The organism is Mycolicibacterium boenickei (genome assembly GCF_010731295.1).
In the GTDB taxonomy this organism is placed as follows: Bacteria; Actinomycetota; Actinomycetes; order Mycobacteriales; family Mycobacteriaceae; genus Mycobacterium; species Mycobacterium boenickei.
In genome coordinates, this window is sequence record NZ_AP022579.1 from 2849989 (window position 1) to 2865466 (window position 15478).

Genomic DNA, 15478 nt, shown 5'->3' on the forward strand with positions numbered 1-15478 from the left:
GCCGGCCCACCTTGTCGGTGGTACGGCCTAGCCTGCACGGCATGAAGCTCGTTTCGATCCGCATCATCACCGCCGACGTGCAACGCCTCGTGTCGTTCTACGAAACGGTCACCTCTGCCGAGGCGGCATGGGCCAATGAACTGTTCGCTGAGATTCCCACGGCGGTAGGCACTTTGGCGATCGGCAGCGACAAGACGGTGCCGCTTTTCGGCGTCGGGTCCGCCGAACCCGCAGCCAACCGGAGCGTGATCGTCGAGTTCATCGTCGACGATGTGGACGCCGAGTACGAGCGCCTTCGCGAGCGATTGGATGACGTCGTCACAGAGCCGACAACGATGCCATGGGGCAATCGGGCGTTGCTGTTTCGCGATCCCGACGGGAACCTGGTCAATCTGTTCACGCCGGTCACTGAGCAGGCCCGGGCCAAGTTCGGGGTTTAGTGGTCGTCTACGCCAGCCATACGTCCAGTGACGCGCCAGTATGGTTCGGCGATGGGCAGATTCCTGGCGATCTTCAACGGCGCGGCAGATGAAGCGGACAAAGCGGAAATCACCGCGCAGCAGCAGTCGGAATTCATGAGTGCGTGGGCCTCGTGGGCGCAGTCGCACCAGAGCGCGATTGTCGACCCGGGAGCACCTCTGAGCGCGAAGAAGTTGGTCACAGCGCAAGGCGTCGAAGACTTCACCGACAGCAAGACCGGTTACACGATCGTGAAAGCGGACTCACACGATGAGGCGGTGACGATCTTCGCCGAGCATCCGCATCTCCGGTTGTTTCCCGGCAACTCGATCGAGGTCCTCGAATGCCCACCCCCACCGAGCTAGCGTCGAACGTGAGCAAGGTGGCGATTCGGGAAGAACTGGCCATCTTCTTCACTTTCGACGACCGCGGGAAGGCAGCACGGCCATGATTTCTCGTACAGCCTGATCAATAGCTGCTGCTGTATCGATGCGGTGAATGCCGGCGACGTAGCATTTTCTGGTGGGCTTTGTCGTCCCGCCGGATGCTTACACGCGCTTCATGGGCCGGTACGCCGATCCGCTGGCGCAGTCTTTCGTGGCGTTCTCCGGGGTGGGCGCCGGCGACTCGGTGCTCGATGCGGGATGTGGCCCCGGTGCGCTGACCGCGCGGTTGCTGTCGGTGGGCGCCCGGGTGGCGGCGATCGATCCGTCACCGCCATTCGTCGATGCGATCCGCGCCCGTTTCCCCGCCGTCGACGTGCGCCAGCGCACTGCGGAGGAAATGCCCTATGACGCAGCGATTTTCGATGCGGCGCTGGCACAATTAGTGGTGCATTTCATGACGGACCCTGTGCTCGGCATCGGCCAGATGGCTCGCGTGACCCGGCGTGGCGGTGTCGTCGCCGCATGCGTGTGGGACGGACCGACGGGCGCGCTGGCACCGTTCTGGGAAGCCGTCCACCTGATCGACCCGGACGCCGAGGATGAAGCGCTACTCTCCGGGGCGCATCGCGGGCACCTGACCGAGATCTTCGAAGCGGCCGGTCTGCGCGATGTGGACGAGCACCCCCTCACGGTCGACCTGACACATCCCACCTTCGAAGACTGGTGGGAACCATACACATTCGGCGTCGGTCCCGCGGGTGACTATGTCCAGGGTCTGGACGAAGCCGCTCGTGCACGCCTCGAATCCGTAGCTCGCGACCAACTGGGCGATGGGCCGTTCACCGTCAGCGCCACCGCGTGGGCCGCGCGTGGAAAAGTCTGACAACACGCGGTGCAGCGCCGACGTGGTTAAACTCCGCGCTTGTGGCATCGAACACCCGTCGCGCGGCCGGGACGCAGACCTTCACCGACGTCTTGAAGATCTGGTTCGCCGGTATGCGGCCGGATGCTGCCGCCGATCTCGCCGATTTTCGGTCCGGCGCCACGCTGCAGGTCAGTTGCGTCCTGCGTGCCCAGGGGGAGGCATCGCGGGGCAAGTTCGGTACCCTCTCGCTGACCCGCGGTGAGTCCGTGATCTGGCGCGGTCGGGACAAGAATGTCGTCACCCTCGGCCCGCCGGTGACGCTGACGGAATCGAGTGAGAAGGCAGTCGGACCGAAGTTCACCGCGTTCGATCTGGATTGTGCCGCAGGGTCATTCGTCGTTCAGATTCCTACACTCGACGTTCGGTTGGTCAAGACGGCGCTTGGCGCTTCCTGATCAGGCGATCAGAACAGCTTGCGCGCCAACTTCCACGCCCTGTCGGTGTAGGGCGGGTACAGCATCTTGGACAGGTCGGGCCGGGTGGGTTTGGTGAGCACGGTCTTGGCGTGGCTGAACTCCTGGAAGCCCCACCGCCCGTGGTAGGCGCCCATCCCGGAGTTGCCCACCCCGCCGAACGGCAGCCGCGTGGTCGATGCCTGGAATGCCACATGATTGATCAGCATTCCGCCGGCCGACACCTCCGAGACCACCCGGTTGCGCACTGCCCGGGATCGGCTGAAGAGATACGCGGCAAGAGGTTTGGGTCGGGCATTCACGAAATTGATTGCATCGTCAAGGGAATCGACGGTGAGTATCGGCAGGATCGGCCCGAAGATCTCCTCGGTCATCAGAGGTTCGGAGGGATCGGGGTTGAGGATTACGGTCGGCTCGACGGTGAGCGACGACGGGTCGAGCCCCCCTCCGAAGGCGATCTCCCCGCGGGTTTCGATCAGGTATTCACCGAGGCGCTCAAGCTGGTCGATGTTGAGGACGCGCATTCCTTTTGGCTGGTCTGCCCGCTGTCGGACCCAGGCATCGCACAGCCGGTCGACGAATCGCTCGGCGACGTCGCGGTGGGCGAGCACGTAATCGGGAGCGACGCAGACCTGGCCGGAGTTGATCAGCTTGGTCCACGCGACCCGGGAGGCTGCGACATCGACGTCGCAGTCGTCGGCGAGGATCACCGGGCTCTTGCCGCCCAGTTCCAGGGTGACGGGGGTGAGGTGCCGCGCTGCCGCGGCCAGAATCTTGCGGCCGGTCGCGGCGCCGCCGGTGAACAAGATGCGGTCGAATTCGTGCGTGAGCAATCGCTCGCTGGTCGAGCGCCCGCCTTCGGCCACGGCCACCGCGTCATGGTCGAGATAGCGCGGAACCAGTTCCGCCAACAGCCGTGACGTTCGCGGCGCAAACTCGGAGGGCTTGATCAGCACGGTGTTTCCGGCCGCCAGGGCACTGATGGCGGGGCCCAGGGTCAGCAGGAACGGCAGGTTCCAGGTGCCGATTATGAGGACGGTTCCGTAGGGTTCGTACTCGATCCAGCCGCGTCCGGGCAACTGGGGCAGCTCGAGCATCCGTCGGTCACGACGCATCCAGCGCTTGACATGTTTTGCGGCGTAACGTGCTTCGGCGATCGTGCCCGCGACATCGGTGAGCCAGGACTCGAAGGGGGCGCGACCGAGGTCGGCCGACAGCGCATCGATGATCTCCGTTTCGCTGTCGGTCATCATCTGCGCGAGTCGGTTCAGCTGATCCGAGCGCCACTCTGCCGATCGTGTCCGGCCGCTGTCGAAGGTCGCCCGCAGGGTCTTGGTGATCCGGCTGACTTCGACCTCGGTCAACTCGTCATCGACAGCTGCGTGCGCGACGTTGCCGTTCCTGGACGTTGTTTCCGTCATCGTTGCCCCCAACGAGTGAATAGCTATTCACATATGTCCCCGATAGTGGGTCTGGTCGGCTATAAATCGGCTGGCCATGACCAAACACTCACCAGAATGGACGTTAACATAGTTCACGATGCGGGGGAACCGTGCGCAGGTGCGGGTCATCCCTCAGCGAGCGTCAAAGCCCGCCGCAGCGCGAGGGGGCCAGGATCGGGGACCACGGCGGGCAATCGGCCGGTAGGGGCTGCGGGGGAGCAGGCGGTGGCGGCGGTCCGAGAACCGGAGGCGGCGGAGCCTCGTGCGGAACGCCGTGCCACGGATAGATGGTGTTGGAGGCGACATCCACCACGCCCTCTGAGTTCCAGTACCAATCGTGGCAGATGCCGGCATCCCAGGTGATGACCTGGCTGCCCGGTATCGGGGGATCGCCCGGACACCAGTGTGTGCACGTGATCCCGTCCGGGCAGTTCCCGCCTTGATAGCTCGGCCCGAAGGCCGGATCGGCCTGGGCGACGCCCAATCCCGAGCTGGACAGGGCCACCCCGCCAGATACCGCTATGGCCGCCAATCGCGCAACGAGATCCATGGTGGCTCCCCTCCTATGAGGTGCTGCTCACCAGGCAATTGTGCCTCGATCCGGTTCGCCACGTGGCAAACCGGCAAATCTCGTCAGTCGACGATCACGGCGATCTCATCGCCCAATCCGTAGCCGGTGGCGAGCGGCAGTTCGTCACCGCTCCAGAACGAACCGGGATCGAACCAGTTGTGGTGCTTCTCGGTGGTCAGCAGCCCCATCTCCTCATAGGTGATGGCCACGGTTTCGGCGCAGTACGCGGTCTCCAATCCGACCTGCCGGGTCTGAGCCTTCTTGCGTTCGGCGGACTGGCGAACCTTCTTGTGCACAAAGGGAATTCCCCGGGTGAAATCGCTGACGATCGGGATCCGTCCACGAAGCCACCGTCCGGTCAGCCGTGCGGTGGTGGGGAATGCGGTGCCGTTCATCCGCGCGATCACCTTGAGGAGCTGGTCCTCCTGCTCGCGCGACGCGTACGGGGTGAGTTGACGTAACCAGCAGCGCTGCCCGTAGCTGTGCGACCAGCGTTCGACGACCTGGCGGGCATCGTTGAGTTGCACGCCGCGGTGATTGGTGCCCGTCCACATGTCGAGGAGCTTGTCGCCGAGTTCGGCGTGCCAGATCAGCGGAGGAAGGTCGTCGATCGCCACCGTCATGCCGACATGGTTGACCGGGCTGTTGGTGAGGGTCTGGATCGCCCGGTCCGGCCCGGAGCCACCGCGAAACAGCCAGATGTCACCCGTGCGGGTCTCCTCCAGCGCCTTGCTCAACGACACCGTGTTCGCATTCACAAGCGCAGCTTAGGCACACTGAGTGCATGCGGAGTATCTGGAAGTGGGTCGGGCTGGCCGGTGTCGCCGGTGTCGTCGCGGGTGGCGTCATGGTGGCGCGGGACCAACGCCGCCGCAACGCCTACACCCCGCAGGACATCCGGGAGCGCCTTCACCAGCGGTTGGCCGAGGCCGAACGGACCGAACCGACGCCGTAAGCCCGTCGCCTACCAGCCCTCGGTCAGCACCCGGTCCAGGGTATCGGCGTAGAAATCGGCCGCCTCGATGTCAATGCACAACGGCGGCTTGGTTTTCAGGATGTTCTGGTGGTCGCCGGTCGGTTGGATGATCACGCCGAGTTCGAGCATCCGATCGCAGATCAGTGCCGTCTCTTCGGTGGCCGGCTCCAGGGTCTGGGGGTCACGGACCATCTCGACACCCAGGTACAGGCCGACGCCGTGCACGGTGCCGATGATCGGATGCCGCGTGGCGAGCTCCTCCAGTCGCGATTTCAGATGCGCACCCACGCGGGCCGCGTTGGCTTGCAGCCCTTCGTCGGCCAGCACATCGAGCACCGTCATGCCGATCGCACATGACAGCGGGCTGCCGCCGGTCGAGGAGAAGAAGTAGCCCTGGCTGCGGAACGCCTCGGCGATCTCACGGCTGGTGACCACCGCACCGAGCGGGTAGCCGTTGCCGACCGACTTCGCCATGGACACGATGTCAGGGACGACACCCTGCTGCTGGAAGCCCCAAAACCATTCGCCCAGACGGCCGTATCCCACCTGCACCTCGTCGGCCACGGCGTAGCCGCCTGCGCCGCGGATCGTGGCGTAGACCTGCGGCAGATATCCGTCAGGTAGCGCCATGCCGCCGGCATTGCCGTAGACGGTCTCGCAGATGAAGGCCGCCGGGGCTCGCCCGCCTGCGATCAGTTCCTCGATCTGGGCCACCGCGTCTGTGGCGTAGCGGCCCACCTCGGTACCTCGGTACTTCCCGCGGAAGCTGTTGGGTGATTCGACCGTGTGCACCCAATCCGGCCGGGTGGTAAGCGCATTCGGGTTGTCCGCGGTGGAGGTCGATACGGCGTCGGTCCCGTACGTCCAGCCGTGGTACGCCTCGCGCATTGCCACCACATCGGGACGGCCCGCCGCCGCGATCGCCAATCGAAGCGCGAGATCACTGGCCTCGGACCCGGAGTTGACCAGGAACACCGTGTCCAGTGGCTCGGGTAGCAGTCCGGCCAGGCGTTCGCTGAATTCGACGACGGCGGCGTAGTTGAAGCGCGAGTTGGTGTTCAGCTTGCGGAGCTGGCGAGCCGCCGCCGCCGCGACGCGAGGGTGTGCGTGCCCCAACACCGTGACGTTGTTGACCATGTCCAGATAGCAGCGGCCGCTGGTGGACATCAGGAAATGCCGCCAACCCCGCTCGATGCGCGGTGGCCGACGGTAGTAGTGCTCCTGCACGGGCGCGAATGCCCGGTCCCGCCTGGCCATCAGGGCGGCATCGGAGGGCTCGCTATCGAACGGCGCCAGTCCCAGCAGCGGCCGCGGATCACGTGCGCACGCCAACCAACCAGGTGCCAAGGCGGGCGTGGTCAGCTCAGGGGCGCGGGGTGCGCCTGCCGGCCGCAGCGCCACGTGCGTCCACCGGCCCGGCTCGGCAGTGCCCAAGATATCGGCCTGATCGCCGGCCGCAGAACCGATCCCGGTCAGGGTCAGCTCGTACTCGGCGCCCCGCAGCGTCACCGCATCCGCCGAGCGGGCGACGACCTCACCGTCGAACGGCGCGGCCAGCTCCAGCCGATCTGCCGGCCAGATGCTGATGCCGGTCGGGACGACCGCGGGCTCCTCCTGGCTCAGGGCCGGAGCCTGCGCCATCCGCGGCTGCCCGAACCTGGTCACCACCAACAGCGCGCCGTCATTGATTGCGGCCTTGGCCAATTCGTCCTCGACACCGGGCTTCACCCAGCCGCCGGCAAGGAACGCGTCGTCCAGGTCATCGGACGTTGCCCCCAGATCCAGGGTCACCACCGATGGCGGCGCAGCGATCATCGGGCGGGTGGCCCGCACGGGCGGAGGCGGCGAGGCCAAGCCGAGGTCGGCCTTGATCAGTGCGGTCATCACGTCGATCGGCACCGAGGTCGCGCGCTCGAACATCTGCCATTCGCCGTCGGCCTGCTCGGTGAGGTAGTCGTTGTCCGGATCGAAACCCGCCTGGTGGGCACCGCTCACGATCAGCACGGCGGTACGCAGAACCAGCAACGGCCACAACGCTTCTGCCTCGGCGGCGCTGAGCGGCCGGAGGGCGTGAAAGGCGCGGATCCCCGGCAGTACCGCGGTCGGATCTCCACCTGGGTGTTGCAGCACGCAGGACAGCGTGATGGCCAGTTCACTCACGGCCCAGCTGTCGGCGAGATCGCCGAAGTCGATGATCCCGTCGGGGCGCACAACTCCGCCGATGCCGTGGGACACCACCACATTGGCGTCGGTGAGGTCCATGTGCACGGCTTGCCGGGGCAGGGCGTCGGCAACCGGTTCGATGTGCGCCCACGCCTCGTCGGCCGCGGTCCGCAGCCGGGAGCGCGCGGTGTCGTCGTCGACATGGGAGACCAGGTTGCGCACCACCTCGGCTCCGTAACGCAGGTCCCACTGCAGGACGCGGTCCAGTCCGGGGTGGTTGAAGCCGGCCAGCGCTCGGCTGACCCGGGCGGCCAGGGTGCCGAGCTCGGCGACCGTGGCCGGCGACAGGTATCCGGATTCGATGAGCGTTCCACCGGGCAGGTGGCGCAGCAGCCGGACGTGGGCCGCGCCGGAACCCAAACCGGTTACCGCAGTGAGCTTCTCGTGGCGCAGGTTCGGCAGCGACTGGGCCACACGTAGCTCCGGCTCGGCCGCCGCGATCAGGTCCGCGGCCAGCTCCTGTGCGGTCAGTTCGATTTCGTTGAAGGCCGGGTTGGCGATCTTGAGCACCCCGGCGACCGTCGGGTCGGTGCCGACCAGGAAATTCTTATCCTGTTGGCTGCCCAGCGATTTCACCTCCGCACGCACACCGAAATGGGTGGCCAGGATGTCGCGGGCCTGCTGTTCGGATACCTGAGGGGCGGGCAGCTCAGGTTCGCGCAGAAAGTTGAAGCCGACAGTGTCGCGCTCGGCGCTCACCGTCCGACGAACTCCACGACGACCTGCGAGAATGCGTCGTTGTCGTCACCGGCGGCGGTGTGCCCCGCATCGGACAGCTCGACGAACTCGGCGGCGGGCACCTTGTCAAGGAAGTCCTGCACGCCTTCGGGGCTGACCACATCGGACAGCTTGCCGCGGATCAACAGGATCGGGATGGTGAGGTTCATCGCGGCCTGTTCGAGCTTCTCCACCCGCATGAACGGATCGTCCTCGGGTTTGGTGAGGAAGGCCGGATCCCAGTGCCAGTACCAGCGTCCGTCGCGCTCCCGCAGATTCTTCTTCAGCCCTTCCGGGCTGCGGGGCTTGGTGCGGTGGGGCAGGTAGGCCGCGACCGCCTCGGCGGCCTCGTCCAAGGAGTCGAAGCCATCCACGTTGGTGAACATGAATTCGCGGATGCGGGCGCTGCCGCTCTTCTCGAATCGCGGCACCACGTCGACCAGGATCAGCTTGGTGACCAGCTCGGGACCGGCCTCGTGCGCGGCCAGGATGCTGGTCAGCCCACCCATGCTGGCGCCGATGAGCACGACGGGCCGTCCGATTTGGTACAGCACGTGCTGCACGTCCGCCGACAGCGCTTCCACCGAATAGTTCGCGCTGGGTGAGCGGTCGCTGTCGCCGTGACCGCGCGCGTCGAGCGCGATCACGTGCAAGCCGCGATCGGCCAGGATCTGCCCGGTGTTCTTCCAGGAATACCGGTTCTGCCCGCCGCCGTGCAGCAGCAGCATCGTGGGGCGATCGGCCGCGGACGCGGCATCCCGGTTCCATTCGTCGCCGACCAGGTTCAGGTCATCGACTCCCCGGAACGTGACGATGCGCGATTCGCTGTGCTCGGTTTTCCCGGTGCTCACGGACATTCCTCTCGGCAGCCCCCGGAGGTCACGTTACCCAGGAGGGTTTTCGCCGCATCTGCGACCCGCACGGCGTGCCGTTTCTAGAATCGGCAATCGTGCAGAGCGAGCCGGGTTTCGAGGCGGGTGACGACGCCGAGCGCCGCGCGATCATCAAGGCCGCCTTCACTTGCTTGTCCGAGCCCCATACCGGTGCAGTCCCGCTGGCTGCCGTGCTGGCCAGAGCCGGGTTGTCCACCCGCGCGTTCTACCGGCACTTCGAATCCAAGGACGCGCTGTTCCTGGCCATGCAGGAGAGTTCGGGCAAGTCGTTGGGTCGCCGGCTCGACCTGATCGCCGAAGACACCGACGGTGCGCCCGCAGCGCAGCTGGCGCTGTGGATCAGGGTGTCGTTCGACGTGATACACGACGCGCGGCTGCGTGGACGCGCGACGGTCCTGGACTTGGAGGAGGTTCGCTCGGCCAAGGGCTACCAGTCCGCGCAGGAACAGTGGCGCCTGGACCGCGAACGGTCGCTTGCGGCCCTCCTGCGTCGTGGCCGGGCCGACGGGTCGTTCCCGCTGACCAGGCCGGATAGGGATGCGGCGGCCATCCGCGCGGTGGTCAGCCATGAGTTGTCGCGGCTGGGGGCCGACGGGGATTGGGAGTGTGCGTGCGCCGCGGCGGTGGACTTCGCGCTGCGTGCGGTCGGGGTTGACACCCGGCGCCGGGAGCCTGGCGCCACCTAGCCGGGACTGCCGGTACCGCTGATGACGGTGTGACCGGTGCCACGTACTTTGGACCGCACGCGTGCCGTTGCACGCACCCCGTAGTGCCACCGAGGAGCAGATGTATGGCAGACGACAGCGTCGACGCCGAGACGGTCGAGCCGACCGAGATCGAGGAGTCGAGCCAGTCCGCCCCTGAAGCCGAGGCTCCGGAAACCGAGTCGACCAAGGCCCCCGAACCCGAGTCCGAGGACACCGAACCCGCGCCGGCGGCCGACGGCTCGGCACCGAAGCGCAGTGGATTCCTGCGCTCGACGTCCGCGGGGATCGTCGGTGGATTGCTCGTCGTCGCGCTCCTGGCATTGACCGCTTGGCTGGGCTATGGGTACTACCAGGTCCATCACGAACAGCAGCGACGTGCGATGTTCGTCGACACCGCGCGGGTGGGCGCGACGAACCTCACCACCATCGATTGGGAGCACGCCGAAGACGACGTCCAGCGGGTGCTCGACGTCTCGACCGGGAAGTTCTACGACGACTTCGAGCGGCGATCGAAGTCGTTCCTCGAGGTGGTCAAGCAGATCAAGTCGAAATCGGTGGGCACGGTGACCTCGTCGGGGCTGGAGTCCTATTCGAACGACAAGGCCGACGTCCTGGTGTCGGTCACCGTGCGGTCGACGAATGCGGGTGTGCCGGAACAGAAGCCCCAGGTGTGGCGAATGGTGGTGACGGTGCAGGACATTGAAGGCAAGTCGAAGGTGTCGAACGTGGAGTTCATCCAGTGAGCGGCAGGCACAAGATGCCGCCGGCCGGGCGTCGTAAGGCCGCAGCACAATCGGCGGAGGCCACCGAGCAGGCGAGCCCGGAGCCGCAGGTCGTCGAAGACGCGAGCGCCGCGGAACCGGCCGAAGCGACGGAGGCAACCGAGGTCGAGGCGGCCGCCGAGAACACCGAGGACACCGCCGTCGCCGTTGAGCCAGGCCCTGAGGAGGAGGCGGCCGAATCTCCCGACGAGCCCGCTGAACCCACTGAGTCCGCCGCCGGCGGCGATGCGGATGAGCCCGCGGACCCGCCTGCCGAAGCCGACGCGTCACGGGCCCGGTCGCGGGTCAGCCTGCCGGTCGTATTGGCGGCGGTGGCGCTGGTGCTGGCGATGACCTGCGCGGTGTTGCGGTGGCTGATCGTCGCGCAGGATCAAAGCGACACAGCCCGGGACGAAGCGGTTCAGGCGGCCAAAGAGATCACCGCAGAGATGCTCTCGTACGAGACGGAGACGGTCGATCAGCAGCTCACCGCCGCCCGCGACCGGATGACCGGGGAGTTCCTCGGGAAGTATTCCGCGATGATCAACGAGGTCGTCCCGGCAGCGCATGCGCAACAGATCGCAGCCGTCGCCGAGGTGTTGCGGGCGGGCGTGGTGAGCGCGAAGCCCGATAGCGCTGAACTGGTGCTGTTCGTCAACCAGAGCGTGCAGGTCGGAAACAACATGCCGCAGAAGACCGCGTCGGTGGCGCGCGCCACGCTGGTGAAAGAGGGGGACCGCTGGATGCTGTCCGAGTACGAGCCGGTGCCGCTGTGACCGAACCGCGCTGGATCGACATCGCCACCCCCGCAGGGCAACTGCGGGCTCTGGTCTGGGGGCCTGAGGACGGCCCGGTTGCGTTGTGCCTCCACGGTTTTCCCGACACGGCCTACGGCTGGCGCAAGGTGGCGCCGGTGCTGGCCGAGGCCGGCTGGAAAGTGGTGGCGCCGTTCATGCGAGGCTATGTGCCCTCGTCGATCCCCACCGACGGGAGCTACCACGTCGGCGCTCTGATGGACGATGCGCTGCGCGTGCTGCAGGCCGCGGGACCGACCGGGCGCGACGTGCTCATCGGGCATGACTGGGGTGCGATCGCGGGAGCGGGTCTGGCCGCGATGCCGGACAACGCGTTCGCCAAGACGGTGATCATGTCGGTGCCACCTCCCGCGTCGTTCCAGCCGCTGGGCCGGGTGCCAGAGGCGGGCAAGCTGATGGCCCGGTTGCCGCGCCAGATGCTGCGCAGCTGGTACATGATGTACTTCCAATTGCCCTGGCTCCCTGATCGGTCCGCGTCTTGGGTGGTGCCCCGGCTGTGGAAGCTGTGGTCGCCGGGATACGACGCGGCCGAGGACGTACGCCACGTCGACGCCGCGATCGGCGCCCGCGATCGGTGGCGTGCCGCGCTGGGTTACTACCGGGCCACGATTCGACTCAGCAAGCCGCCGCCGCAGTACGCAGAGTTGCACCAACATTGGCTGGAGCCGCCGTCGGTGCCGACGCTGTACCTGCACGGCGCCGAGGACGGCTGCGCGACACCGGATTACACCCGGTGGGTGCAGAGGGTTCTGCCACCGGGCAGCGCAGCGCACATCGTCGATCACGCCGGTCACTTCCTGCAGCTCGAGCAGCCGGATGTGGTGGGGAAGCACGTCGTCGATTTCATCGGCAGCCCTGGGAGGAGTTGACCGGTGCGCCGGATGGCCGCAATCGATGCCCAGAACTGGTGGATGTCGGCCAAACTTCCCAACGATCAGTTCCTGCTGTACGGATTCGACGGTGTGCCCGACGATCTGGCAGCGGCTGAGGCCGAGGTCAGAGGACGTGCGCAGCGCTGTCCAGACCTGGCTGTGGGTATCCGCGACGATTGTCGCCTGACATACCCGGCCTGGGTGCCGCGGGCGGTGGGTGACGATCAGTTCGTCCGCTACGACGGCGCCCTGCAGTGGAACGAATGTCTGGATGTCGTCGCCGGGTTGGCCGACCACCAGCTCGACGCCGCTGTCGCCCCTTGGCGTCTGCACGTATTCGCCTGCGTCCGTGGAATTCCCGGCGCCACTGCCGCCACGGGGACAGTGGCGGTGCTGCAGGTCTCCCACGCGCTCGCCGACGGCACCCGCGCCTCGGCGCTGGCCGCGTGGCTGTTCGGGCGCTCCGGCGAGATCCTTCCGGTGTCGCCGCAACGCTTCCCGGCCGCGCGCCTGCCGTGGCGTGCCGTGCGAGCGTCACGCACGTATCGGGAGTTGGTGCGTGACACCGAATCGGGCGCGGTGCCACCGCAGGCGCCATCGCGGCCGGTGCTGCGCAGCAATGCCGAGCCGGCGGGGGATCGCTGGGTGCGCACCATCGTTCGCCGTCGCGCCGAGATTCCGGGACCCACCGTGACCATCGGAGTTCTTGCCGCCATCTCCTCGGCGTTGGCCGATCACCTCCGGGAGTGCGGTGACGATACGGCCTCGCTCGGTGCCGAGGTGCCGATGGCCAAGCCCGGGGTGCGGTTGGCGCACAACCACTTCGGCAACGTCGGAATCGGCCTGTATCCCGAACTCGCCGTACCTGAGCGCATCACCCGGATCGCAGCGGACTTCGCCGACCGCCGCCGCCGTGCGGCACATCCGGCGCTGATCGCGTCCAGTCGCGCGTTCGCCGCGACGCCCGCACCGCTGTTGCGTTGGGGTGTAGCGCAGTTCGATCCGACGGTGCGCGCGCCGATGGTGACGGGCAACACGGTGGTTTCCAGCGTCAATCGGGGCGCGGCCGACCTCAGGTTCGGCACCGCCGGGGTCGTGGTGACGGCCGGATACCCGTCGTTGTCCTTGATGATGGGGCTGACCCATGGGGTGCACGGCATCGGGGACACGGTAGCGGTCAGCGTGCATGCCGCCGAGTCCGCGGTCGGCGACATCGACGCTTACCTGGCCCGGCTGGATGCCGCGCTGGGCGGTTGACCGCGGCGCAGCATCGCGATGCCGACGTCCAGTGCCGACTCGAGGTAGCTCAGGTCGCCGGAGGCCAGCATCACGCTGACGCCACCCTGGATCCCGGCCAGCAATGCGGCGGCCACCCGGTCGGCATCGAGATCGTCGGCGATCTTTCCCTCCCGCTGCATGTGCCGGATGCCCGCGGCGATCTCGTCATGCCATTGCCGGAGCAGGGCTTTGGTTACCGCCTGAGCGCCAGGAGTGGTCCGCCCGATCTCCGACATCAACAGGCTCAGCGGGCAGCTCTGACCCTGGCGGCGGTAGCGCTCGACCACGGCGTCGCGCCAGCGCTGCCAGGCGGCCCAAGAGGTCAACTCGCCGAGGTAGGGCTGCTGATCCTCCAGCACCATCTGGGCTTCGCGCTCGGCCACCGCGAGCAGCAGTTGATCCTTTCCGTCGGGGAAGTAGTGGAACAGCTGGCTCTTGGAGGTCTGGGTCTGCGCGCGGATGTCGTCGAGCGTGGTGGCGGCGACGCCGTTGCGGCGAATCACCGCGGCGGCTCCCTCGATGATCCGGTGCCGGGTGGCCTCGCCTTTGGGCGTCAGTTTCTGGACTTGCAGGTCCATTTTCAACTGCCTATACCTGGACTCATGAGTCCAAACACTACGCGGCTGCAGGGCCGCACCGCACTTGTCACGGGTTCTACCGGAGGCCTCGGCGTCGCCATCGCCAAGACGCTGGCGGCCCAGGGCGCCTTCGTCGTCGTCAGCGGCCGCAACAAGGAACGCGGTGACGCCGTCGTCGCCGAGATCCGTGCCGCCGGAGGGCAGGCCGGGTTCGTCGCCGCCGACCTCGGCGCCGGTGGCGATGAGGTGCAGCGCCTAGCGGAGCAGGCCGTTGCGGCCGCGGGAGGCCAGATCGACATCCTGGTCAACAACGCCGGCGTATGGGGGATGCCCGAACCCACCGGCGAGGTGTCCGAGCGGGCGCTGCTGGAGTCGTATCAGACGAACGTCATCGCGCCGTTCCTGCTGACCGGGGCCCTGGCGCCCGCGATGGCCGAACGCGGCCGCGGCGCGGTGGTCAACGTCGGGTCGATCACCGGGCTGATCGGCGGAGACGGCTCGGCGCTGTACTCGTCGACCAAGGCGGCCGTGCACTCGCTCACCAAGTCGTGGGCGGTCGAGTACGGCCCGCGCGGGGTGCGGGTGAACGCCGTGGCACCCGGCCCGATCGCCACGGAGCGCGCCCTCGAAGCGGCCGAGCACATCGCCCCGGTGCTGGCCCGCATCCCGTCTCGGCGGATGAGCACACCGGAGGAGGTCGCCGCGGCGGTCGCATTCCTGGCCGGTGAAGACGCCGGCAACATTCACGGCGTGATCCTCAGTGTGGATGGGGGCTGGGCGGCGGCTTAACAGATGTCCTACATTCTGTTGCATGGCTTCCTCCGCTTACGACACTGCGATCCTGCTCCTGCGCGTGGTGCTCGGCCTCACCATGGCCGCCCACGGCTACAACAAGTTCTTCGGTGGCGGGCGGATCCCCGGCACCGCGGGATGGTTCGACAGCATCGGCATGAAGCCGGGCATGTTCCACGCCCGGGTCGCGGCCACCACCGAAATGGCGGCCGGTCTGGGCCTGGCTTTGGGCCTGCTGACCCCGGTGCCCGCGGCAGGCTTCGTGGCGCTGATGCTGGTGGCGGCATGGACCGTGCACCGGCACAACGGCTTCTTCATCGTCAAAGAAGGCTGGGAGTACAACCTGATCCTGGCGGTGGCGGCGGTGGCGATCGCCGGAACCGGGGCCGGTCGCTACAGCCTGGATCATCTGCTGTTCTCCAGTTCGAGCTTCTATCACTACCTGCACGGCTGGTGCGGCCTGGGCATCGCGGTGGTGCTCGGCCTGGCCGGTGGCATCGGTCAGCTGGCGATCTTCTATCGCCCGCCGGCGAAGACGTCTTAGTTCGCCTTCAAAGGTGCCGGCACTACGGTTTCTGATGAATTTCCGGCGCTACTCGTCACAAACCGTAGTTTCGGCGGGTTCCGCAGACTGAGCAGAACGACTACCCCGGGACTAGAACACGTTCTA

18 protein-coding genes are annotated in these 15478 nt (G+C 67.0%); 12 read left to right on the plus strand and 6 right to left on the minus strand.

Features of this window, described 5'->3' with window-relative positions; all coding sequences use genetic code 11:
• Positions 1–41: 41 nt before the first annotated feature.
• From G6N57_RS13585 to G6N57_RS13600, 4 genes are all read left to right on the plus strand, one after another.
• The gene (locus G6N57_RS13585; RefSeq protein ID WP_077742954.1) at positions 42–440 is read left to right on the plus strand and encodes a VOC family protein; all 399 of its coding nucleotides are present in this window, start codon (positions 42–44) and stop codon (positions 438–440) included.
• A gap of 51 nt (positions 441–491) precedes the next feature.
• On the plus strand, positions 492–824 hold the full coding sequence (locus G6N57_RS13590) for a YciI family protein (protein ID WP_077742955.1): 333 nt from the start codon (positions 492–494) through the stop codon (positions 822–824).
• A gap of 157 nt (positions 825–981) precedes the next feature.
• Entirely contained in the window at positions 982–1728 is a 747-nt protein-coding gene (locus G6N57_RS13595) for a class I SAM-dependent methyltransferase (RefSeq protein ID WP_077742956.1), read from the plus strand.
• A gap of 41 nt (positions 1729–1769) precedes the next feature.
• Entirely contained in the window at positions 1770–2165 is a 396-nt protein-coding gene (locus G6N57_RS13600; RefSeq protein WP_077742957.1) for a hypothetical protein, read from the plus strand.
• A gap of 8 nt (positions 2166–2173) precedes the next feature.
• On the opposite strand, the gene G6N57_RS13605 is transcribed toward G6N57_RS13600, so the two are convergent.
• The 3 genes from G6N57_RS13605 to G6N57_RS13615 all read right to left on the minus strand — a co-directional run bounded on the left by G6N57_RS13605 (position 2174) and on the right by G6N57_RS13615 (position 4954).
• A complete protein-coding gene (locus tag G6N57_RS13605) occupies positions 2174–3604 on the minus strand; it encodes an aldehyde dehydrogenase family protein (RefSeq protein WP_077742958.1) in 1431 nt (476 codons plus the stop codon).
• A gap of 163 nt (positions 3605–3767) precedes the next feature.
• Positions 3768–4175, minus strand: a complete 408-nt coding sequence (locus tag G6N57_RS13610; protein WP_077742959.1) for a hypothetical protein — start codon at positions 4173–4175, stop codon at positions 3768–3770.
• Between the two features lie 83 nt (positions 4176–4258).
• On the minus strand, positions 4259–4954 hold the full coding sequence (locus G6N57_RS13615) for a guanylate cyclase (protein WP_077742960.1): 696 nt from the start codon (positions 4952–4954) through the stop codon (positions 4259–4261).
• A gap of 26 nt (positions 4955–4980) precedes the next feature.
• Here G6N57_RS13615 and G6N57_RS31675 point away from each other — a divergent pair, with 26 nt between their 5' ends.
• Complete coding sequence (locus tag G6N57_RS31675; protein WP_097926293.1) at positions 4981–5151, plus strand: hypothetical protein; 171 nt, start codon at positions 4981–4983, stop codon at positions 5149–5151.
• Positions 5152–5160: 9 nt separating this feature from the next.
• Here the strand turns inward: G6N57_RS31675 and G6N57_RS13620 are convergent, their stop codons facing one another.
• Entirely contained in the window at positions 5161–8094 is a 2934-nt protein-coding gene (locus G6N57_RS13620; protein ID WP_077742961.1) for an aminotransferase, read from the minus strand.
• The gene (locus tag G6N57_RS13625; protein WP_097926305.1) at positions 8091–8963 is read right to left on the minus strand and encodes an alpha/beta fold hydrolase; all 873 of its coding nucleotides are present in this window, start codon (positions 8961–8963) and stop codon (positions 8091–8093) included. Before G6N57_RS13625 ends, G6N57_RS13620 begins: the two co-directional genes overlap by 4 nt.
• A 98-nt stretch (positions 8964–9061) precedes the next feature.
• Between G6N57_RS13625 and G6N57_RS13630 the strand changes: the two genes are divergently transcribed.
• The 5 genes from G6N57_RS13630 (at position 9062) to G6N57_RS13650 (ending at position 13417) form a co-directional block, all read left to right on the plus strand.
• The gene (locus tag G6N57_RS13630; RefSeq protein WP_234815794.1) at positions 9062–9691 is read left to right on the plus strand and encodes a TetR/AcrR family transcriptional regulator; all 630 of its coding nucleotides are present in this window, start codon (positions 9062–9064) and stop codon (positions 9689–9691) included.
• 104 nt (positions 9692–9795) lie between these two features.
• The gene (locus G6N57_RS13635) at positions 9796–10455 is read left to right on the plus strand and encodes an Rv1363c family protein (protein WP_077742963.1); all 660 of its coding nucleotides are present in this window, start codon (positions 9796–9798) and stop codon (positions 10453–10455) included.
• Positions 10452–11249, plus strand: coding sequence for a hypothetical protein (locus G6N57_RS13640; protein ID WP_077742964.1), 798 nt, complete (start codon positions 10452–10454; stop codon positions 11247–11249). The genes G6N57_RS13635 and G6N57_RS13640 overlap by 4 nt, the downstream gene beginning before the upstream one ends.
• Positions 11246–12157 (plus strand): alpha/beta fold hydrolase, encoded by a 912-nt coding sequence (locus tag G6N57_RS13645; RefSeq protein WP_077742965.1) that lies wholly within the window; start codon positions 11246–11248, stop codon positions 12155–12157. The genes G6N57_RS13640 and G6N57_RS13645 overlap by 4 nt, the downstream gene beginning before the upstream one ends.
• Before the next feature lie 3 nt (positions 12158–12160).
• Complete coding sequence (locus G6N57_RS13650; RefSeq protein WP_077742966.1) at positions 12161–13417, plus strand: WS/DGAT/MGAT family O-acyltransferase; 1257 nt, start codon at positions 12161–12163, stop codon at positions 13415–13417.
• Here G6N57_RS13650 and G6N57_RS13655 read toward each other — a convergent pair.
• Positions 13381–14016: a TetR/AcrR family transcriptional regulator gene (locus G6N57_RS13655; RefSeq protein ID WP_077742967.1), complete on the minus strand. Its 636-nt coding sequence runs from the start codon at positions 14014–14016 to the stop codon at positions 13381–13383. The two genes, G6N57_RS13650 and G6N57_RS13655, sit on opposite strands and share 37 nt — an antisense overlap.
• Before the next feature lie 24 nt (positions 14017–14040).
• On the opposite strand from G6N57_RS13655, the gene G6N57_RS13660 reads away from it, so the two are divergent.
• Complete coding sequence (locus G6N57_RS13660) at positions 14041–14805, plus strand: SDR family NAD(P)-dependent oxidoreductase (RefSeq protein WP_077742968.1); 765 nt, start codon at positions 14041–14043, stop codon at positions 14803–14805.
• Between the two features lie 22 nt (positions 14806–14827).
• Positions 14828–15352: a DoxX family protein gene (locus tag G6N57_RS13665; RefSeq protein ID WP_077742969.1), complete on the plus strand. Its 525-nt coding sequence runs from the start codon at positions 14828–14830 to the stop codon at positions 15350–15352.
• The last annotated feature ends 126 nt before the right edge of the window (positions 15353–15478 follow it).